Here is a 19,482-nt window from a genome sequence, read left to right on the forward strand (position 1 = left end):
TTCCAAGGTCGGTGGTTGCTTCAGATGCTGATGCGGGTGCCGTCGAAGCGCGTGAACGAGAAGCCCTCGAACGGCTCGCGGAAGGTCTGCTTTTGCTCGCGCAGCAGGCTGATCACCAGGGCCTCGCCCTGGGCGTAGGCGGCTGCGGCGTCCGAGCGCCAGTGGATGCCCGCCGCCGTGCGGCCCGAGCCGTAGTTCAGCGCCAGCTTGTTGAGCTCGCCGCCCACGGTGAGCGCCGGGCCCTGGTAGGGAACCAGCCGCGTGGGGTCGTTCGGGTCGGGCTGCACCGGGTTGGGGATGACCAGCGATTCGTCGTAGACGGCCTTGAGCAAGGTGGCCGTCACGGCCGCGATGATGGCGGCCCCACCGGGGTAGGACGAATGGATGGGCGCCCCTTCGGGGTACACGTGCGACAGCAGGTAGGAGCCGTTGCGGGCGCGGCTGCGCTCCAGGGCCTGCGAGCCCAGGAAGGATTCGTGGATGGGGTATCCATCCACCTTGTTGGCCAGGCGGTGGTGCACCAGGCCGCCGAAGGCCTCGGGGCGCAGGATGCGCTGCTCGTACCACTTCTGGTAGTAGTTGACCCGGATCGCCAGCGACCCGGCGAGCGACAGCAAGGACTGGAAGTAGGCCGAGCCGAAGGTGCCCGAGGCGCCCCCGCTGGTCTTGAGCCGCAGGTAGGGGTTGCTCGGGGCCAGGCTCTTGTCGGACGCGAACAGGCCCCCATAACCCGGGCTGGCCGCCGACAGCGGTGTGCCCAGCAGCTGGTTGGCCGCGAAGCTGAAGGCCACGGCCGCATGCGCATAGGCGGCCAGGTCGCGCGTGGTCGCGATGTAGCGCAGCGTGGGGTCGAAGGCGATGCGCCCGGCCGGGGCCTTGCCGTTCTGCACGTTGAGCCACTCGTCGTAGTTCGTGAGGAACTCGTTGGCCGGGGTGTAGGTGCGGATGCGTGCCGACAGCGACTGCGGGCCCAGGGGCACGTCGCGGTAGAGGAACTGCGAGATGTAGGGTCCGTCGGTCACGCCCGGGGGCGTGGCCCAGCGGCCGGTGCGCCCCGAGCGGTCGCTGGCGTCCACATACCAGGCGGCGCCCCGGAACAGGGTCTGCGGCGTGACCTTGCCGTTGATCCGGGGGCCATGGAAGTCCGGCGCGCGGCTCAGCTCTTCGGCGGCGGCGATCACGTCCGCGTGGCGGGTCCCTTCCTGGAACTCGCTGAAAGGCACGTCGCGCAGCAGCGACACCCAGTAGATCTCGGTGGCCTCGCCCGCGCGCTGGGTGCCGGCCAGGGTGGGCGCGGGCGGCAACGCGAACTGGGCGGCGTTCAGGCCATCCAGGCTCACGGCCAGGGTGCCGATGGGGTTGACCAGCTTGCGCGTGCCGCCCAGGATGATCTTTTCGAAATCGGCCGGGTCGCGCGATGCGAAGGCCGCAGTGGCGAGGTTCCAGGCGGGCAGGTCCACCTCGCCCCGGGCGTTGTGCGGCAGGCCCCGGGTGTCCGAGCCGATCTTGTTCGGGTACAGGGCATCGTCGCCGTTGACCGGGTGCGGGGGGATGGGCGTGGCAGCGCTGGCGCGTGCCAGCTCGATGCGCAGCTGTTCCGTGCGCCGCACGAACTGTGCGTCGTAACCCGCGGCTGCCCCGCCCTGCTGCGCATGCACCGCGCCGCTGCCGGCCAGCAGGGCCGGCGCCACGCTGGCGCCGCCGGCCAGGCCCGCCAGCCCTGCGCCGGCCTGGCCCAGAAAGTGGCGGCGTGGCGTGCTGTGCGGCGCGCCCGTGGGGTGCGCAGTGTCGCGCAATGGTGATGTGCTCATGAAAGAAAACTCCCTGGTGTGTCGTGGTGTCGGGTTCATCGGGGCCGCAGCCGCGTGGCGCGGCAACGGCATGGGTTCATTGCGCATAGCGCCAGGGGCTGGGCGGGTGCAGCGGCACGCGGGAGGCCGGTGGGGCCGGATCGGCCAGCAGGCCATGGCGCTTGAGCAGGGTGCGCAGCGTGTTGCGGGTGACCCCCAGCAGTCGGGCGGCCTGCACCTGGTTGCCATCGGCCTGCGCGAAGGCGCAGCGCACCAGTGCGGCCTCGGCATGCTGGTGCAGCCGGGGCGTCCCCTGCTCCAGCAGGTCTTGCAACACCGCCTGGAGCGATTCGGCGGCCGACGGCGGCTCGGCCATCGCTGCCGGCCCGAGCGCGGTGCCAGGGGGCGGTTGCAAGGCGGGTACCAGCTTCAGGTCGTCCGGCTCGATGACCCCACCGCGGGCCACGATGAGCGCGAAGTGCACCACGTTCTCGAGCTCGCGGATGTTGCCGGGCCATGCATACGACTGCAGCGCCTGGCGCGCGCTGGCGGACAGCCGCGCCGGTGCCTGGCCCAGGCGCTGGGCATACAGGGCCATGAAATGCCCGGCCAGCGGCAGGATGTCGCCGGGGCGTTCGCGCAGTGGCGGCAGTCCGACTGCGGCGACGTTGAGCCGGTAGTAGAGGTCGGCCCGGAAATGCTGCGCCTGGACGGCCCGCGCCAGGTCGATGTTGGTTGCGGCGACCAGGCGCACGTCCAGCGCCACGGGCTTGCGCGAGCCCAGGCGCACCACCTGGTGCTCCTGCAGCACGCGCAGCAGCTTGACCTGCAGGGTCTGCGGCAGATCGCCGATCTCATCGAGGAACAGGGTGCCGCCCTGGGCGGCCTCGAACCAGCCGGCACGTGCCTGCGTGGCCCCGGTGAAGGCCCCCACTTCGTGGCCGAACAGCTCGGCGTCGATCAGGGATTCACTGAAGGCGCCGCAGTTGACGGCCACGAAGGGGCCCCGGCGCCCGCTTTCGGTGTGGATGTGGCGCGCGATGAGCTCCTTGCCCGTGCCGGTTTCACCCACCACCAGCACGGAGGCGTCGCTGCGCGCGATGCGGTCCACTTGGTCCAGCAACTGCACCGAGCGCGGGTCGTGGAACAGCAGCGCCTTGGCGCGGATGGTCGGCGCCCCGCCCAGGGGCGACTCGGGCAGCGTCAGCACGCGCTGGGGCAAAGGGCTCGCAGAAGCTGGCAGCAGGCTGGACATGCCGCCAGACTATGTTGCCCGGCACCTGGGGCGAACGCAGGTTTTCGCATGTGGATATGCGGCAAACTGCGCGGCCCCGCGGGCACGCAGTATCGGCAGCGCGCTGGCGCGCAAAACGAGTTTGCATATTCAAAAACATTCCGTGGCCTGGTGGCGCGTGGCCTTATCGTGCGCGCCTTGCTCCTTTTCTCGCGCCGCAACTCCGGGACCCTGCCGCGGAGCGGCCTGCCACCATGCCCCAATCCGCACCGATCTCCCCCGACACCACCCACCAATGGCTGCACGATGGCCATGAAATCGCCCTGCTCGATGTCCGCGAGGCCGGCCAGTTCGGTGAAGGCCATCCCTTTTTCGCGATTCCTGCGCCCTACAGCCGGCTGGAGATCGATATCGGCCACCTGGTGCCCCGCCTGGAGACGCGCGTGGTGCTGGTGGACGCGGACGATGGCGTGGCCGACCGGGCGGCCCGGCGGCTGGCCGGCCTGGGCTATCGCCAGGTGCATGTGCTCGAAGGCGGCGCCCCCGGCTGGGAGCGGGCCGGGTTCACGCTTTTCAAGGGGGTGAACCTGCCGTCCAAGACCTTTGGTGAACTGGTGGAGCATGCCTACGACACCCCGCACATCAGCGCCCGGGAACTGCAGGCCCGCCTGGATGCGAAGGAAGCCCTGGTGCTGCTCGATGGCCGCACGGCGCAGGAGCACCAGAAGATGGCCATCCCGGGCGCCGTCTCGGTACCCAACGGCGAGCTGGCCCTGCGCTGGCGCAGCCTGGTGCCGGATGCCACCACGCCCATCGTGATCCATTGCGCCGGCCGCACGCGCAGCATCATCGGCGCGCAGATCCTGCGCAGCCTGGGCGTGCCCAACCCTGTGCTGGCGCTGGAGAACGGCACCCAGGGCTGGGCCCTGGCCGGGCTCGCGCTGGAGCATGGCAGCACCCGCAGCGGCGTGCAGCAGCAGCCCGTGGCTGCACATGCCGATGACCAGGCCGCTGCGCGCAGCCTGGCGCAGGACGCGGGCGTGCACCTGTTGAGCACGCCCCAGGCCCAGGCCTGGATTGACGACACCACGCGCACCACGTATGTGCTCGACGTGCGCACGGCCGAGGAATTTGCAAAGGGTACGCTGACCGGCGCCCGCCATGCACCGGGCGGGCAGTTGCTGCAGGCCACCGACCAGGCCATCGGCGTGCGCGGCGGCCGTGCGCTGCTGCTGGACGATGACGGCGTGCGCGCCCCGGTCGTGGCCGCCTGGCTGGCGCGGCTGGGCCACGAGACTGCCGTGGTCGAAGGTGGCATCGGCGCGGCCTTGCGCGTGCCCGCCCCGCTGCAGCAGCTTGCCGCCCTGCCCTCCCTCCCCGAGGTGGCTGCAGAAGAACTTGCGCAGTGGGTAGCACAGCAGCAGCCCGTGCTGCTGGACCTGCAGGCCTCGCTGGCGCACCGCCGGCAGCACCCCGCGGGCGCCCGCTGGGCGGTGCGGCCCCGCATCGTTGCCACGGCGCAATCGGCCGCCGCTGCGCCGGATGCCCCGGTGCTGCTGATCGCGCCCGATGCAGCCACGGCCCAGCTGGCCGCGGTCGACCTGGCCGAGGCGGGTTGGCGCCAGGTCCATTGGACTGCCCATGCCCATTGGTCTGCTGCGGGCCTGGCCCACGGGGCATCGCCCCATGGCCCCAGCGATGCCGATGCCATCGACTACCTGTTCTTCGTGCACGACCGGCACGACGGCAACCTCGATGCGGCGCGGCGCTACCTAGCATGGGAAACCGGGCTCATCGCCCAGTGCTCGCCCGAGGAGCTGGGCGCCTTCCGCCTGCCGCAGCACGAAGCTGTGCACGCCTGAGTCGCACGGGAGTGGAAAGCACGCGCAACAAAATCCGGATATGGATATCTGGAAACATTTGTTTTCAGAGGACATGCAGAGCGGCACCATGCGGGTTTTCCTGTAGTATCCCCATGCCGCTTCGCCTCCCCTGCCCTTCCCTCCTCGCTTCCACCCTTGCCGCGGCCTCCCTGCTGGCCTTTGCCAGCCCGGCCGCGCATGCCGACGCCACGCTCGACAAGATCAAGCAGCGCGGCAAGGTCACCATCGGGGTGCTGATCAACGGCGGGCCCTTCGGCTCCATCGACCCGGCCAACCAGCAATTGGTGGGCTGGAACCCCGAGCTGGCCCGTGCGCTGGCCAAGGGCCTGGGCGTCGAAGCCGACCTGGTGCAGGTGCAGACGGCCACGCGCGTGCAGTTCCTGCAGGGCGGCAAGGTGGACCTGCTGATCGCTTCCATGGAACTCACGCCCGAGCGCGCAGAGATCCTGGGCTATGCGCCCACCCCGTTCTACCGCGTGGGCGGCACGGCGGCGACGCTCAAGAACAGCGGCATTAGCCGCTGGGAAGACCTGCGCGGCAAGCCGGTCTGCCTGTCGCAGGGCAGCAGCTACGCCAAGCCCCTCACGGCCGAGTACGGCGCGCAGGTGCAGGGCTTCAAGAGCTCGTCCGAATCGCTGCTGGCGCTCAAGGGCGGCAACTGCGTGGCCGCCGTGCACGACGCCACGCTGATCCATCCCCTGCTGCGCACCAACCCCGAGTGGAGCGGGCACAACGCCCCGATCACGGCCGAGCTGCTGCCGGCCCCGTCGGTGGTGTGGACCCGCAAGGGCGAGGCCGACACCATCGCGGCCGTGGACAAGGTGGTGCGCGACTGGCACCGCAGCGGCTGGCTCATCGCCACCGAAAAACGCCTGGGCATCGAGCCTGCGCAGCCCCTGTTACCCGAGCTGCAAGCCAAATTCAAACAGGGCTCCTGAACCGCCCGCCGCTTAGATCCGCCCCTGTGCCCAGCCCCTGCCGCCCGCAGGGGCTGCTGCTTTTGCGTACCAACCCACGTGAATCACCCATGAACCCTTTGCACCGCCTCTTCGCCCAGGCCAGCGCTGCCCTGCCCCTGCTGCTGGCGCTGGCAGCGCCCGCCCACGCCGACGCCACGCTCGAGCGCATCAAGCAGCGCGGCAAGATCGTGGTGGGCGTGATCCTGTCGGGCCCGCCCTTCGGCACCATCGACCCCGCGACGCAAAAGCACATCGGCTACAACGTGGAGCTGTCCGAAGGCGTGGCCAAGGGCCTGAACGTGGCGGTGGAGACGGTGCAGGTCCAGCCCTCCAACCGGGTGCAGTTTTTGCAGCAGGGCAAGGTCGACATCCTGATCGCCAACATGCAGTGGACCCAGGAGCGCAGCGAGATCCTCGACTTCGTGCCCACGCCGTTCGAGGAAGTCGGCGGCGCCGCCATCGCCCGCAAGGGCAGCGGCATCGCCCGCTGGGAGGACGTGAAGGGCAAGCCGGTGTGCGTATCGCAGGGCAGCAACTTCACCAAGCCGCTGGCCGACCAGTACGGCGCGCAGATCAAGGCCTTTCGCGGCCAGCCCGAATCGCTGCTGGCATTGCGCGGCGGCAATTGCGCCGTGGCCGTGCACGTGAGCCCCACGCTGCGCGAACTGGTGGCCGACAACGCCGACTGGAAGGACTACGAGATCGTTTCGCCCGCGGACCTGATCCCTTCGCCCTCGGTGATCTGGGTGCGCAAGGGCGAGGCCGATACCCAGGCGGCACTCGACAGGATCGTGCAGCACTGGCACCGCACCGGCTGGCTGATCGAGGTAGAAAAGAAGAATGGCATGACGCCCACGCCGCTGCTGCACCAACTGCACCAGAAATTCAAGAAAACGCCCGCCTGATGGGCCTGGCCTGCCTTCCATGACCCAGCCTACCCCCACCCACGTCGCCCCGCTGCGCCTGTCGCAACGCGCCCAGCGCGTGCGCCTGTCGGCCGTGGCCGCTGCCAGCGCCCGGGCCACGGCACTGCGGGCCGAGGGGCGCGACATCGTCACGCTGACCTCGGGCGAGCCCGATTTCGACACGCCGGACTTCATCAAGCAGGCGGCCACGGCCGCGCTGGCCCGCGGCGAGACCAAATACACCGCCACGCCCGGTACCCCGGCCCTGCGCCAGGCCATCAGCGCCAAGTACGCGCGCGAGAACGCACTGTTCTATCCGCCCTCGCAGGTCATCGTCGCCAATGGCGGCAAGCAGGTGCTGTACAACGCCTTCGCCGCCACGCTGGACGCGGGCGACGAGGTGCTGCTGCCCGCGCCGTACTGGACTTCGTTCCCGGACATGGTGCGCGTGAACGATGGCACGCCGGTGTTCGTGCCCTGCACCGAGGCCACGGGCTTCAAGCTCACGGCGGCGGCGCTCGAGGCCCACATCACGCCGTGCACGCGCTGGCTGGTGCTCAACACCCCCTCCAACCCCACCGGCGCGGTGTACAGCGCTGCCGAGCTGGCGGCCCTGGCCGGGGTGCTGCAGCGACACCCTGCGGTCTGGGTGCTGGTCGACGAGATCTACGAGCACATCTGGTTCGGCACCCAGCCGCCCGCGCACCTGCTCGGCGTGGCGCCGGACCTTAAGGAGCGCACGCTGCTGGTCAACGGCGCCTCCAAGACCTATGCCATGACCGGCTGGCGCGTGGGCTGGGGCGCAGGCCCGCAGGCCCTGGTGCAGGCCATGGCGGTGATCCAGTCGCAGGTGTCCTCGGGGGCCAACGCCATCGGCCAGGCCGCCGCCGCTGCGGCGCTGGCCGCGCCCGACCAGTCCTTCGTCGCCCACGCCCGTGCCAGCTATGCACGGCGCGCGGCCTTCGTGGTGCAGGCCTTCAACGCCATCGATGGGCTGTCGCTGCTGGCGCCCGAAGGCGCCTTCTTCGCCTACGTGAACTGCGCCGGGGTGCTGGGCCGCCTGCGGCCCGATGGCCAGCCCATTGCCTCGGACACCGACTTCGTCGAATGGCTGCTCGAATCCGAAGGCGTGGCCGTGGTGGATGGCCCGGCCTACGGGCTCTCGCCCTACTTTCGCGTTTCCATCGCTGCCAGCGATGCCGCCCTGGCCGAGGCCGCAACCCGCATTGCCCGTGCCGTGGGGGCCTTGCGCCCTGCCGGTGCGGCAGAACTGGCCACGGCATGAGTGACACCGAATGGCTGGCCCAGGGCGTGGCCGTGCTCAAGGGCATCGGGCTCAACTATGCGTTCGTGCTCAATGCCGGGGAGCGCCAGGCCTTCGTCCGGGGCCTGGGCGTCACACTGCAGCTGTGCCTGTTGACCATTCCGTGCAGCCTGGCGGCAGGCGTGGTGCTGGCGGCCCTGCTCACCTCGGGCCGCGCCTGGCTGGTGCTGCCGGCGCGGGCCTTCGTGGAGGTCACGCGCAACACGCCCACGCTGGTGCAGCTGTACTGTGCCTTCCTGGTGCTCAACATGCTCATCAGCCAGCAGCTCAAGGGCACGGGCCTGGGCAATCCGCTCACGCCGCTGGTGTGGGTGGTGATCGTGGTGTCGCTGCACAAGGGGGTGTTCCATGCGGAGGCGCTGCGCGCCGGCATCGAGGCCGTGCCGCGCGTGACGCTGGAGGCCGCGCGCTCGCTGGGCTTCTCGCGCCAGCAGCTGCTGGCGCGGGTGCAGCTGCCGCTGGCCCTGCGCTTCGCCCTGCCGTCCCTCGTCAACAACCTGGTGGACCTGGTGAAGATGACCGCCGTGGCCTCGGCCATCGCGGTGGGCGACGTGACCTACGAATCCATCATGATCTGGACGCACCGCGACAACGTGCTCGAGCTGCTGCTCCTGATCCTGCTGTATTTTGGCCTGCTGACCTGGCTGGTGAGCCGCGCCGGCCGCTGGCTCGAACACCGACTGAGGATGCCCGGCTATGGCCAATGAAATCGTCCTGCGCCGCCCCGTGCCGCTGGCGCTGGTGCGCAACCCGTGGCTGATCGGCGCGGCGGCTGTTCTGGCCATGCTCGGGTTCTGGAACGCGACGGGCACTACGCCCACGGCCCTGGTGCACCTGTGGAAGTGGTCCCCGGCCCTGCTGCGCGGGCTGCTGGTCAACATCGAGATCAGCGTGCTGGCGGTGGCGCTGGGCACGGCCGTGGGGCTGGTGCTCGGGGCCCTGGCGCTGTCGCCCATCGGCGCGGTGCGCACGGTGGTGCGCTGCTATGTGCAGGTGTTTCGCAATGCGCCGGTGCTGGTGCTGGTGTACTTCACCACCTATGTGTTCCCGTTCGAGCTGCACCTGGTGTCCTGGACCCTGCCGTTTCCCGACTGGATCAAGGTGGTGCTGGGCCTGGCCCTGCCTACCAGCGCCAACGTGGCCGAGATCTTTCGCGGCGCGATCCAGTCCATCCCGAGCACGCAGTGGGAGGCGGCGCAGTCGCTGGCCTTTCGCCGGCGCGACATCTTCCGGCTGATCGTGCTGCCCCAGTGCCTGCGGCGCATGCTGCCGCCGTGGATGAACCTGTACGCCAGCATCACCATGAGCACCTCGCTGGCTTCGCTGGTGGGCGTGCACGACGTGGTGGACACGGCCCAGATCGCCAGCAACACGGTGGCCCGCACCGATTTCACCATCCTCGTGTACTTCACGCTGCTGGCCCTTTTCTTCGCCTATTGCTACCCCATTGCCCGCGCCACGCGCGCGCTGGAGCAACGCCATGACCACCATTGACACCACCGCCCCCTCCACCCCGAACGCGGGCACGCCGCTGGTGCAGCTGAGCGACGTGCACCTGTCCTTCGGCAGCAACCAGGTGCTGCAGGGCATCGACGTGCAGGTGCGCCGGGGCGAGGCTGTGTCCATCATCGGGCCCTCGGGATCGGGCAAGTCCACCATCCTGCGCTGCATCACCGGCTTGCTGCGGCCCCAGCGCGGCAGCATCGCGGTGGGCGACACGCGCGTGGACGCGCTGCGCACCGAGGCCGAGCTGATCGCGCTGCGCAAGCGCGTGGGTTTCGTGTTCCAGCAGTACAACCTGTTTCCGCACCTCACGGTGCTGGAGAACCTGGTGATCGCCCCCACCCGCGTGGTCGGCCGTGCGCGGGCCGATGCCGAGCGCACGGCGCGCGAGCTGCTCGACCGCGTGCGCCTGTCGCACAAGGAGGCCGCCTACCCGGGCGAACTGTCGGGCGGCCAGCAGCAGCGCGTGGCGATTGCCCGCGCCCTGGCCATGCAGCCCGAGCTGATGCTGTTCGACGAAGTCACCTCGGCGCTCGATCCCGAGACCGTGGGGGAGGTGCTCACCGTGATCCGCGAGCTGGTGCAGGGTGGCATGACCTGCGTGCTGGTGACCCACGAGATGCGCTTTGCCGAGGAGGTGAGCGATGCCGTGTACTTCACCGAAGCCGGGCGCATCGTCGAGCAGGGCCCGCCCGCACGGATCTTCGGCCAGCCCGAGAGCGAACGCACGCGCGCCTTTCTCAGCCGTACCCTGGGCGATGGCGGCCGCGCCCGGGCCACCACCCAGCACCCCACGGTGCCGGCCACGCCGTTCGGCGGGCTGCGCTTTGCCATCTGAGCCCGAACCGCATAACGTATACCTTGACCGGAGCCACCCCCATGACCACGACACCCCACACCACCCCTGATCTCGCCACCGCCACGGCCAGCCAGCGCCGCGCGGCCATCGACCAGGCCCTGGCCGACATCCGCCGCACGGTGGAGGCCGGCCCGCCCGACCGCGCCACGCTGGCCCGGGTCACCGCCCGGCTCGAGGCCCTGGCCGCGCAGGGCACGCTGTTCACGCGTGCGGACTTTCCACCACCGGCCGAGACCGAAGGGGTGGGCGCTTCTACCCGCTACCGCCTGAACGCGGCCGATGGTGACGAAGGCATCGCGCTGTACCTGAACTCCATCAACCCCGGCAAGACCACGCTGCCGCACAACCACACCACCTGGGCGGTGATCGTGGCCGTGCAGGGCCAGGAGGAAAACCGCCTGTACGAGCGCACCGACGACGGCAGCAACCCCGACAAGGCCCAGATCCACGTGGTGCGCGAGCTCACGGTGCAGCCGGGCACCTCCGTGGCCTTCCTACCGGACGACCTGCACAGCATTCACGTGGTGGGCACCGAGCCCACGCTGCACTTCCACCTGTACGGCAAGCCGCTTGAGCGCCTGTCGGGCCGCATCGGCATCGACCCGGCCACGGGTGCGGTGATCAACTACAACGCCACGCAGTTCAAGCCCAGCACGGCCGCGGCATGAGCGCGACTGCACCGACAACCCCCCTGAACGCGGTCACCCGGCTGCTGCATGCGGGCCAGCCTGCGCTGCGCGAGGGCGCGGCCCCGGTCAACGTGCCTGTGGTGCGCACCAGCACCGTGCGCTTCGAGAGCATGGCGGCCTACCACCGCTACCACGAGCGCCGGGCCGAGGGCGAACGCGTGGCTGCCTACGGCCGCCATGGCATGGACACCCACCGCGCGCTCGAAGATGCGGTGATCGGCCTCGAAGGCGGACACCGCGCCTTCCTCACGCCGTCGGGCCTGTCGGCCATTGCGCTGGTGCTGGTGGCCCTTCTGTCGCCTGGCGAGCATGCCCTGGTGGCCGACAGCGTGTATGCCCCGCTGCGCCGCATCGACAAGTTGTTGTTGCAGCGCCTGGGAGTGGAGCTGGAGTTTTTCTCACCCTCAGAGGACGACTTGGCCGGCAAAATCCGCCCCAACACCCGGCTGGTGTACCTGGAATCCCCCAGCTCGCTGCTCTATGAGGTGCTCGACCTGCCGCGCCTGGCAGGCATTGCACGCGAGCGCGGCCTGACCGTGGTGGCCGACAACACCTGGAGCGGCGGCTGGTTCTACCAGCCCCTGGCGCATGGCGCCCACATCTCCGTGCAGGCAGCCACCAAGTACCTGGCCGGGCATTCCGACGTGATGCAGGGCGTGGTGGTGGTGGACAGCCCCGCCCTGGCCAAAAAGGTATCGAACGCCTACGAGGCCCTGGGCCTCACCGTGGGCGCAGATGACGCTGCCTTGACCCTGCGCGGCATCCGCACCCTGCCCGTGCGGCTGGCCCAGCACCAGCGCCATGCGACCGAGGTGGCAACGTGGCTGCAGCAGCAGGCGGGCGTGGCGCGGGTGTTCTACCCCGCCCTGCCCGACGACCCCGGCCATGGGCTCTGGCAGCGCGACTTTCGGGGCGCCAGCGGCCTGGTGTCGTTTGCGCTGGACAGCACCGACCCAGCGGCGGCCGACCGGGTGGTCGATGCGCTGCAGCTCTTCGGCATCGGCGCATCCTGGGGCGGGTACGAAAGCCTGGCCATCACTGCCGCGCCCGAGCGGCTGCGCGAGCACAGCCACTGGCGCAGCGAGGCACCGGTGGTGCGCCTGCACGTGGGCCTGGAAGACCCTGCCGACCTGATCGCCGACCTGGCCCAGGCGCTGGGACGGCGCGGCTGAGCTTCGGGCTCAGTGCCGGGGGGGAATGGCCAGCCCCAGGTGCTCGCGCAAGGTGCTGCCTTCGTATTCCGTGCGGAACAGGCCGCGGCGCTGCAGGATGGGCACCACGCCATCGACAAAATCCTGCAGCCCGCTTGGCAGCACGTCGGGCATGAGGTTGAAGCCATCGGCTGCACCGGTGAGAAACCAGTGCTGGATGTCATCCGCGATCTGCTCGGGCGTGCCCACGATGACTCGGTGCCCGCCACCCCCCGCCAGGCGGCGCACCAGTTGCTGTACGGTCAGGTTCTCGCGGCGGGCCGTGGACAGCGTGGCGTGGAAGAAGGTGTGGTTGCCATTGCCACCGGCCGGCAACTCGATGTTGTCGGGCAGCGGCTGGTCGATGTGCAGACGGTCCGGCGTGATGCCCAGGATGCCGGCAAGCCGCGTGACGTTGTACTCCCACGGAATCAGGTCCACCAGTGCGTCGCGCCGGCGCACGGCCTCTGCTTCGGTCGCGCCGACGATGGTGGTGAGCCCGGGCAGCACCTTGATAGAGCTGGCCGGCCGCCCATTGGCCTGCACGGCAGCGCGCAGCCTGTTGGCGTAATCCAGCGCCTCGTCCAGCGTGGTGGAGGCAGTGAACACCGCTTCGGCATGCTCGGCCGCCAGCTGGATGCCGTCGGCCGACCCGCCGGCCTGCACCAATACCGGGTGGCCCTGGGCGCTGCGCGGCAGAGTCAGCGCGCCGTGCACGGCAAAGTGCGCGCCCCGGTGCAGGATGGGATGAACCTTGGCCGCATCCACGAACTGCCCTGTGGCCTTGTCAGCCACAAGGGCGTCGTCCTCCCAGCTGTTCCATAGCTGCTTGACCACGGTGGCGAACTCCCCGGCCCGGGCATAGCGCTGCTGGTGGTCGGGCACATCCTGGCGGCCGAAGTTGCGCGCCGAGGCCAGGTCGGCGGTGGTCACCATGTTCCAGCCCACCCGGCCTTCACTCACATGGTCGACCGAGGCGAAGCGCCGCGCGATGTTGTAGGGCTCGTTGTAGCTGGTGGAGGCGGTGGCGATCAGCCCGATGCGCGAGGTGGCTGCTGCCATGCTGGTCAGCAGAATGGTCGGCTCGATCGCGGTGATGGGGCGCAGGTGGATCTGGTCGGCAATGGCCGCGTTGTCGGCCAGGAAGACCGCATCGAACTTCGCGCCCTCTGCGATCTGCGCCACCCGGGTGTAGTGCTTCGCGTCGATGAAGGCGCGCGGGTCGCTGTCCGGCAGCCGCCAGGCCGACGGCAGGAAGCCCGAATGCAGGATGTTGACGTTCAGGTGCAGCTGGCGCGGTGGGATGGCAGTCGTCATGGAATGTCTTGTGGGCAGAAGTGACCGCTCCTGCGGATTTGCATTCAGCCGGATAGCCAGGCGGGGAGCCGCAGACAGTGCTGTAGCACGGCAAGGCTCCCCAACGACGCTGGCCGGTTGAAGGCAGATTCGTATCAATGAACCTTGGGATAGCCGTGGCGCTCGGCCAGCAGCTCCAGGATGCGCTTGGCATCGTTCACGAAGCGGACCGCGCCGATCGCCTTGGCGTCCTCGGGCACGGGGTGCTCGTCGCCCAGGATCAGCGCGGGCAGGCTCTGGTGCTCGGCGTCCAGCGCGGCGATGACCACGGGACGGGGGCGCGGGTACGGCAGTCGCTCGATGTCCAGGCGCGGGGCCAGCTCGGGGTTGCCGGCCAGCAGGCCCTCGATCCCGATGCAGTGCGGACAGACGAAGCGCTCGCCCGGATGGCGGGCATCCTCGAACCCGGGTTGCAAAAGCAGAAGGCGGTCGCGGCTCATGGAGGTGTCTTTCTTTCGTCGGTGGAAATGGCCAGCGTGCGGTCCCAGGCACGGGCAGCGCTGCGCCGCCGCGCCAGGGGCGGCCATTCAGTTCAGGGGGGTATGTCACGCAGAACGGATACGCAGGGATTTGCGTCCCACCAATATAGCCAGGCGCTGCCTCCAAAGGGCACTGAATATGTCATATGGATATTTCTGAATACCTCATATGGATATGACCAATCCAACGGACGGCCCCCGTTATTCGCCAAATCCCCGGCTAGTGCAGATACCATCGCCCGAGGCCCGTGGCGCCCATTAATGCCGCACACCGTTTTTCGTTGCTTATTTTCAAATTCGGGGACATTCACGCATGACCTATACCGCATCGCCCTCCCGCTACGAAGGCGCGGCCTACCGCCGCGTGGGCCGCAGCGGCCTGGTGTTGCCCGCCCTGTCGCTGGGCCTGTGGCACAACTTCGGCGACAGCACGCCGATCGACACGCAGCGCAAGCTGCTGCGCACCGCGTTCGACCATGGCATCAACCATTTCGACCTGGCCAACAACTACGGCCCGCCCTACGGCAGCGCCGAAATCAACTTCGGTCGCCTGCTCAAGGAAGACTTCCGCCCCTACCGCGACGAGCTCATCATCTCGTCCAAGGCCGGCTGGGACATGTGGCCCGGCCCCTATGGCAAGGGCGGCGGCTCGCGCAAGTACGTTCTCGCCAGCCTGGACCAGAGCCTGCAGCGCCTGGGCCTGGACTATGTGGACATCTTCTACTCGCACCGCTACGACCCCGACACCCCGCTGGAGGAAACCGCCGCCGCACTGGCCCAGGCCGTGCAGCAGGGCAAGGCGCTGTACATCGGCATCTCGTCGTACTCGGCGCGCAAGAGCCGCGAGATCGCTGCGCTGCTGGCGCAGTGGAAGGTGCCCCTGCTGATCCACCAGCCGGCCTACAACCTGTTCAACCGCTGGATCGAGAAGGACCTGCTCGACGCCACGGAGGAGATCGGCGCCGGCGTCATCGCCTTCACCCCACTGGCCCAGGGCCTGCTGACCGACAAGTACCTGGCCGGCACGCCGGCCGATGCGCGGGTGAACCGCCCCGGCGGCGGCTCGCTGCGCGCCGAGCACCTGTCCGACGCCAACATCGAGCGCGCCCGTGCGCTCGACAGGATCGCAAAGCGGCGCGGCCAGAGCCTGGCCCAGCTCGCGCTGGCCTGGACACTGCGCGACCCGCGCGTGAGCTCGGCCCTGATCGGTGCCAGCCAGCCCGAGCAGATCGTGCACAACGTCGCGGCGCTGCAGAACCTGTCGTTCACCGCCGAGGAACTTGCCGAGATCGACCAGCACGCGGTCGAAGGCGGGATCAACCTCTGGGAAAAGCCCTCGACGGAATACGCCTGAGGAGCGCTGGCGCAGCACCTGCGGGTGCTGCCCTGCTTCAAGCGTAGGCGCCTGCCGGGGCGCCTTTTTCCATTCCCTCCGCCTCCAGCACATCGGCGTAGTGGCGCTCGGCCACGTCGGGGTGCGAGCGCAGCCGCCCCTTGAGCAGGTTGCGGCCCGTGTGGGCGATCAGCGGGTTGCGCGGATCCCGGTCCACACCCCGTGCGCGGGCCGCCAGTTCGGGCGGCAGCGGCAGCGCCGGCAGCTCCGCATCGAGCTGCGGGCTCAGGAAGAAGGCGATGGAAAACCGCTCGCGGCTTTGCGGCGGGCTGACCACGCGGTGGATGTTGGCGCGCAGGTAGCCGCTGGACTGCACCTCCAGCACCTCGCCGAGGTTGATGACCAACGTGCCCTCGATGGGCGGCACGTCGATCCATGCCTCGCCGGGCACGCTGCGGTCCAGCACCTGCAGGCCGGCCTCGCGGTGCTGCAGCAGCAGGGTGAGGCAGCCCGAATCCTTGTGCGCACCCACGCCCTGCTGCGATACATCGGCCCCGCGGCCCGGGTAGCGGATCAGCTTGACATGCTGGATGGGCGCACTCGCAAAGGCCGCATCGAAACGCTCCTGCGGCTGGCCCAGCGCCAGGGCCAGGGCCTGCAGCAGTTGGCGGCCTGCCACGGTCAGCGTCTGCTGCCAGTCCACCACCGCAGTGCGCAGGCCGGGCAGTTCGGCCGGCCACTGGTTGGGGCCCTGCAGCCGGGTCCAGGCCGGCACGCCGGGCCCCTGGGGAATGGCGGCGTACTCGGCGCCGATGTCGATCTGCTCGCGCCAGTCCTGCGCGCCGCGCGTGATCTCCAGGCCCGGCCCGGTGTAGCCGCGGAAATGCGGCGAGTTCACCATCTGCAGCGCCTGCTTGCGCTCGGCCGGCAGGTCGAAGAACGCCTGGGTCGCCGCAAACAGCGCCTCCTCCTGCCCGGGGGCAGCGCCATGGCCGCGCAGATAGAAGAAGCCGACCCCATGGGCCACCTCGCGCAGGGTGTGCACGAAGCGCTCGCGCTGCAGCGCATCGCCCTCGGTGAATTCACGCAGATCGAGGACAGGCAGGGTCGGGGCAGGCAAGGCAGTGGTGGCGGTCATGGAACAGGCAGGCATTGAGCCATCGGGTCGGGAGCGCATTGTCCGCAGCGCCTCCCGCAGGGCCAACGAAGTTTTTCGCCCAAGCACATGCAAAAAGCATCGCTGAGCGCCCTGCCAGGCGCTTGCTTGGCAATGGCATTTGCTTACTCGAAAAGCTTCGCAGCCGGGGGCCTGATTGCTGCCTAGACTCCGCCTCTTTAAAACCGATTCATTGATTTTCTGGTCATCCATATGCAAAAACGCTCTGTACTCCGCACCCTTGCCGCCACCGCCCTGCTTGCCACCACTGCTGCCGCATGGGCGCAGAGCAGCCAGACCCTGCGCGTGGGCGTGCGCGGCGGGGTGGACGAAGAGATCTGGGACGTCGTCACCCAGGTGGCCAAGAAGAACGGCCTGACCGTCAAGCCCATCGTGATCACCGGCACCGCCAGCCCGAACGAGGCGCTCAACAACGGCGACCTCGAAGCCAATTCCTTCCAGCACAACCCCTTCCTGCGCGACCAGATCCAGCAGCGCGGCTACAAGCTGGCGGCCGTGGGCGACACCTACATCTCGCCGATCGCGTTCTACTCCAAGAAGGTCAAGGCCTTCAAGGATCTGCCCGATGGCGCGCGCCTGGGCATCCCCAACGACCCGAGCAACCAGACGCGCGCGCTCGTGGTGCTGCGCGACCAGGGTGTGCTCACCCTGCGCGACGGCTTCAACCCGGCCGCCGGCACGGCCACGCTGGCCGACGTCACGGGCTACAAGAAGAAGGTGCAGCTCGTGGAAGCCGCCTCGGTGGTGCTGGCCCGCTCGCTCGACGACCTCGACGCCTCGGCCATCGTGAACACCTTTGCCTACCAGGCCGGCCTGATCGCCACGCGCGACGGCATCGCCGTGGAAAAGCGCGAGAACAACCCCTACGTGAACATCCTCGTGGTGCGCGAGCAGGACAAGGGCAAGCCTTGGGTGGCGCCGCTGGTCAAGTCCTACCAGTCGGAGGAAGTGCGCCAGTTCATCCTCAAGAAGTTCGACGGCTCGGTCATCCCCGCGTTCTGACGCGCCCCGGTTCTTCCGCCGATTGTCTGCAGGGCGCCGAAACGGGCGCCCCGCCCTGCCCTTTCCCCTTTCGCATGACTGCTCCCCAGAGCGCCGCGCCGGCTTCGGCCGGCGCGCACATTGTTTTCGACCGCGTCCACAAGGATTACCCGGGCACCTCCGGCCCGGTGAAGGCCCTCGACGCGATTTCCTTTGACGTACGCCGCGGCGAGGTCTTCGGCATCATCGGCCGCAGCGGCGCGGGCAAGTCCACCTTGCTGCGCACCATCAACCGGCTCGAAGACGCCAGCGGCGGGCAGGTGCGCGTGGACGGTGTCGACGTGAACAGCCTCGGCGAAGACGCCCTGGTGGCGCTGCGCCGGCGCATCGGCATGATCTTCCAGCACTTCAACCTGCTGTCGGCCAAGACAGTGCGCGAGAACGTGGCGCTGCCGCTCAAGGTGGCCGGCGTGAAGCCCGCCGAGATCGCGCCGCGCGTGGACGCCCTGCTCGACCTGGTCGGCCTGCGCGACAAGGCCGACGTGTACCCCGCCAAGCTCTCGGGCGGCCAGAAGCAGCGCGTGGGCATTGCCCGGGCGCTGGTGCACCAGCCTGAAGTGCTGCTGTGCGACGAGGCCACCTCGGCGCTGGACCCCGAGACCACGCAGTCCATCCTGGCGCTGCTGTCCGACATCAACCGCACGCTGGGCCTGACCATCGTGCTCATCACCCACGACATGGCCGTGATCCGCGAGGTCTGCGACCGCGTGCTGGTGGTCGACCAGGGCCAGTTGGTGGAGGTGGGCGAGGTCTGGCGGGTGTTCGGCGAGCCGCAGGCCGATGCCACGCGGGCCCTGCTGCGGCCGCTGCAGCACGACCTGCCGGCCGACCTGGCCGCCGCGCTGGTGCCGGACCTGGGTGGCCGACCCGGCCAGGCCGTGCTCAGCCTGGGCTTTGCGGGCGCAGCGCGGCCCCAAGGCCTGCCGCTGCAGGCGCTGGCCGCCCTGGGGCCTGGCGCCACGCTGCTGCATGGCGGGCTGGACCGCATTCGTGGCCACGCCCAGGGCCGGCTGCTGGTGTCCGTGCCCGCCGACGGCAGTTTCCACATCGACGACACCGCACGCGCGGCGCTGGGCGCCGACCGCATCGAGATCCTTGGCTATGTCCACTCCACTGATTGACAAGTACGTCCAGGCGTTCCTGGAAACCCTGCTCATGGTCAGCGTGTCGGCGGTGATCGCCATCGCGGTCGGCCTGCTGCTGGCCGTGGTGCTCACCGTCACCGCGGCCAAAAGCCTGTATCCGCGGCCGCGCTTCCACAAGGGCCTGTCGATCACGGTCAACGTGTTCCGCGCCATTCCCTTCATCATCCTGCTGGTGGCGCTGCTGCCGGTCACGCGCTTCCTGGTGGGTACCACGCTGGGCACCTGGGCGGCCGTGGTGCCGCTGTCCATCAACCTGATCCCGTTCTACGCCCGCATCGCCCAGGTCAGCCTGAACGACGTGGACCCGGGCCTCGTCGAGGCCGCGCGTGCCATGGGCTGCCGCCGCTGGCACATCGTGCGCCACGTGCTGCTGCCCGAGGCGCTGCCCGGCATCATCGGCGGCATGACGGTGAGCGTGATCGCCATGATCAATGCCTCGGCCATGGCCGGCGCGGTGGGTGCCGGCGGCCTGGGCGACCTGGCCATCCGCTACGGTTACGAACGCTACGAGACGCGCGTGATGTTCGAGGTGATCGTGGTGCTGGTGGCCCTGGTCACGCTGATCCAGTTCGCCGGCGAATGGCTGGCGCGCCGCGTGGACCACAAGCGCTGAGC

Annotated in this window: 18 protein-coding genes; 13 read left to right on the top strand and 5 right to left on the bottom strand. The window is 69.3% G+C overall.

Going from position 1 to position 19,482, the window contains the following annotated elements; genetic code table 11:
- Positions 1-20: 20 nt before the first annotated feature.
- Complete coding sequence (locus AC07PA_RS21605; RefSeq protein WP_494608838.1) at positions 21-1,811, bottom strand: phosphatase PAP2 family protein; 1,791 nt, start codon at positions 1,809-1,811, stop codon at positions 21-23.
- A 76-nt stretch (positions 1,812-1,887) separates the two neighbouring features.
- Positions 1,888-3,045 carry a sigma-54 interaction domain-containing protein gene (locus tag AC07PA_RS21610; RefSeq protein WP_494608837.1) on the bottom strand — a complete coding sequence of 386 codons (1,158 nt, stop codon included), beginning with the start codon at positions 3,043-3,045 and terminating at the stop codon, positions 1,888-1,890.
- Between the two features lie 233 nt (positions 3,046-3,278).
- On the opposite strand from AC07PA_RS21610, the gene AC07PA_RS21615 reads away from it, so the two are divergent.
- From AC07PA_RS21615 to metC, 9 genes are all read left to right on the top strand, one after another.
- Complete coding sequence (locus AC07PA_RS21615) at positions 3,279-4,886, top strand: rhodanese-like domain-containing protein (protein WP_494608836.1); 1,608 nt, start codon at positions 3,279-3,281, stop codon at positions 4,884-4,886.
- 113 nt (positions 4,887-4,999) lie between these two features.
- Positions 5,000-5,845, top strand: coding sequence for a transporter substrate-binding domain-containing protein (locus AC07PA_RS21620; RefSeq protein ID WP_494608835.1), 846 nt, complete (start codon positions 5,000-5,002; stop codon positions 5,843-5,845).
- An 89-nt stretch (positions 5,846-5,934) separates the two neighbouring features.
- Entirely contained in the window at positions 5,935-6,771 is an 837-nt protein-coding gene (locus tag AC07PA_RS21625; protein WP_494608834.1) for a transporter substrate-binding domain-containing protein, read from the top strand.
- A 19-nt stretch (positions 6,772-6,790) separates the two neighbouring features.
- Positions 6,791-8,056, top strand: a complete 1,266-nt coding sequence (locus AC07PA_RS21630; RefSeq protein ID WP_494608833.1) for an aminotransferase class I/II-fold pyridoxal phosphate-dependent enzyme — start codon at positions 6,791-6,793, stop codon at positions 8,054-8,056.
- Positions 8,053-8,802, top strand: coding sequence for an amino acid ABC transporter permease (locus AC07PA_RS21635; RefSeq protein ID WP_494608832.1), 750 nt, complete (start codon positions 8,053-8,055; stop codon positions 8,800-8,802). Before AC07PA_RS21630 ends, AC07PA_RS21635 begins: the two co-directional genes overlap by 4 nt.
- Positions 8,792-9,589, top strand: coding sequence for an amino acid ABC transporter permease (locus AC07PA_RS21640; RefSeq protein WP_494608831.1), 798 nt, complete (start codon positions 8,792-8,794; stop codon positions 9,587-9,589). Before AC07PA_RS21635 ends, AC07PA_RS21640 begins: the two co-directional genes overlap by 11 nt.
- Positions 9,576-10,436 carry an amino acid ABC transporter ATP-binding protein gene (locus tag AC07PA_RS21645; RefSeq protein WP_494608830.1) on the top strand — a complete coding sequence of 287 codons (861 nt, stop codon included), beginning with the start codon at positions 9,576-9,578 and terminating at the stop codon, positions 10,434-10,436. Before AC07PA_RS21640 ends, AC07PA_RS21645 begins: the two co-directional genes overlap by 14 nt.
- A 41-nt stretch (positions 10,437-10,477) precedes the next feature.
- A complete protein-coding gene (locus tag AC07PA_RS21650) occupies positions 10,478-11,125 on the top strand; it encodes a cysteine dioxygenase family protein (RefSeq protein ID WP_494608829.1) in 648 nt (215 codons plus the stop codon).
- Positions 11,122-12,318 (top strand): cystathionine beta-lyase, encoded by a 1,197-nt coding sequence (gene metC, locus AC07PA_RS21655; RefSeq protein WP_494608828.1) that lies wholly within the window; start codon positions 11,122-11,124, stop codon positions 12,316-12,318. The genes AC07PA_RS21650 and metC overlap by 4 nt, the downstream gene beginning before the upstream one ends.
- Positions 12,319-12,327: 9 nt before the next feature.
- On the opposite strand, the gene AC07PA_RS21660 is transcribed toward metC, so the two are convergent.
- On the bottom strand, positions 12,328-13,653 hold the full coding sequence (locus AC07PA_RS21660) for an LLM class flavin-dependent oxidoreductase (RefSeq protein WP_494608827.1): 1,326 nt from the start codon (positions 13,651-13,653) through the stop codon (positions 12,328-12,330).
- Between the two features lie 134 nt (positions 13,654-13,787).
- Positions 13,788-14,132: a DUF3088 domain-containing protein gene (locus AC07PA_RS21665; RefSeq protein WP_494608826.1), complete on the bottom strand. Its 345-nt coding sequence runs from the start codon at positions 14,130-14,132 to the stop codon at positions 13,788-13,790.
- Between the two features lie 352 nt (positions 14,133-14,484).
- Between AC07PA_RS21665 and mgrA the strand changes: the two genes are divergently transcribed.
- On the top strand, positions 14,485-15,525 hold the full coding sequence (gene mgrA / locus AC07PA_RS21670) for an L-glyceraldehyde 3-phosphate reductase (RefSeq protein WP_494608825.1): 1,041 nt from the start codon (positions 14,485-14,487) through the stop codon (positions 15,523-15,525).
- A gap of 37 nt (positions 15,526-15,562) precedes the next feature.
- Here mgrA and AC07PA_RS21675 read toward each other — a convergent pair whose 3' ends face one another.
- On the bottom strand, positions 15,563-16,642 hold the full coding sequence (locus AC07PA_RS21675) for an isopenicillin N synthase family dioxygenase (protein ID WP_494608824.1): 1,080 nt from the start codon (positions 16,640-16,642) through the stop codon (positions 15,563-15,565).
- A gap of 231 nt (positions 16,643-16,873) precedes the next feature.
- Here AC07PA_RS21675 and AC07PA_RS21680 point away from each other — a divergent pair, with 231 nt between their 5' ends.
- From AC07PA_RS21680 to AC07PA_RS21690, 3 genes are all read left to right on the top strand, one after another.
- A complete protein-coding gene (locus tag AC07PA_RS21680) occupies positions 16,874-17,683 on the top strand; it encodes a MetQ/NlpA family ABC transporter substrate-binding protein (RefSeq protein ID WP_494608823.1) in 810 nt (269 codons plus the stop codon).
- 74 nt (positions 17,684-17,757) lie between these two features.
- Positions 17,758-18,843: a methionine ABC transporter ATP-binding protein gene (locus AC07PA_RS21685; protein WP_494608822.1), complete on the top strand. Its 1,086-nt coding sequence runs from the start codon at positions 17,758-17,760 to the stop codon at positions 18,841-18,843.
- On the top strand, positions 18,824-19,480 hold the full coding sequence (locus AC07PA_RS21690) for a methionine ABC transporter permease (protein WP_494608821.1): 657 nt from the start codon (positions 18,824-18,826) through the stop codon (positions 19,478-19,480). Before AC07PA_RS21685 ends, AC07PA_RS21690 begins: the two co-directional genes overlap by 20 nt.
- Positions 19,481-19,482 lie beyond the last annotated feature (2 nt).

Source organism: Acidovorax sp. GW821-FHT09B03 (genome assembly GCF_059418305.1).

Coding starts and splice junctions, on each gene's coding strand:
- AC07PA_RS21605 (WP_494608838.1), bottom strand. CDS start 1,811: ATGAGCACATCACCATTGCGCGACACTGCGCACCCCACGGGCGCGCCG.
- AC07PA_RS21610 (WP_494608837.1), bottom strand. CDS start 3,045: ATGTCCAGCCTGCTGCCAGCTTCTGCGAGCCCTTTGCCCCAGCGCGTG.
- AC07PA_RS21615 (WP_494608836.1), top strand. CDS start 3,279: ATGCCCCAATCCGCACCGATCTCCCCCGACACCACCCACCAATGGCTG.
- AC07PA_RS21620 (WP_494608835.1), top strand. CDS start 5,000: ATGCCGCTTCGCCTCCCCTGCCCTTCCCTCCTCGCTTCCACCCTTGCC.
- AC07PA_RS21625 (WP_494608834.1), top strand. CDS start 5,935: ATGAACCCTTTGCACCGCCTCTTCGCCCAGGCCAGCGCTGCCCTGCCC.
- AC07PA_RS21630 (WP_494608833.1), top strand. CDS start 6,791: ATGACCCAGCCTACCCCCACCCACGTCGCCCCGCTGCGCCTGTCGCAA.
- AC07PA_RS21635 (WP_494608832.1), top strand. CDS start 8,053: ATGAGTGACACCGAATGGCTGGCCCAGGGCGTGGCCGTGCTCAAGGGC.
- AC07PA_RS21640 (WP_494608831.1), top strand. CDS start 8,792: ATGGCCAATGAAATCGTCCTGCGCCGCCCCGTGCCGCTGGCGCTGGTG.
- AC07PA_RS21645 (WP_494608830.1), top strand. CDS start 9,576: ATGACCACCATTGACACCACCGCCCCCTCCACCCCGAACGCGGGCACG.
- AC07PA_RS21650 (WP_494608829.1), top strand. CDS start 10,478: ATGACCACGACACCCCACACCACCCCTGATCTCGCCACCGCCACGGCC.
- metC (WP_494608828.1), top strand. CDS start 11,122: ATGAGCGCGACTGCACCGACAACCCCCCTGAACGCGGTCACCCGGCTG.
- AC07PA_RS21660 (WP_494608827.1), bottom strand. CDS start 13,653: ATGACGACTGCCATCCCACCGCGCCAGCTGCACCTGAACGTCAACATC.
- AC07PA_RS21665 (WP_494608826.1), bottom strand. CDS start 14,132: ATGAGCCGCGACCGCCTTCTGCTTTTGCAACCCGGGTTCGAGGATGCC.
- mgrA (WP_494608825.1), top strand. CDS start 14,485: ATGACCTATACCGCATCGCCCTCCCGCTACGAAGGCGCGGCCTACCGC.
- AC07PA_RS21675 (WP_494608824.1), bottom strand. CDS start 16,642: ATGACCGCCACCACTGCCTTGCCTGCCCCGACCCTGCCTGTCCTCGAT.
- AC07PA_RS21680 (WP_494608823.1), top strand. CDS start 16,874: ATGCAAAAACGCTCTGTACTCCGCACCCTTGCCGCCACCGCCCTGCTT.
- AC07PA_RS21685 (WP_494608822.1), top strand. CDS start 17,758: ATGACTGCTCCCCAGAGCGCCGCGCCGGCTTCGGCCGGCGCGCACATT.
- AC07PA_RS21690 (WP_494608821.1), top strand. CDS start 18,824: ATGTCCACTCCACTGATTGACAAGTACGTCCAGGCGTTCCTGGAAACC.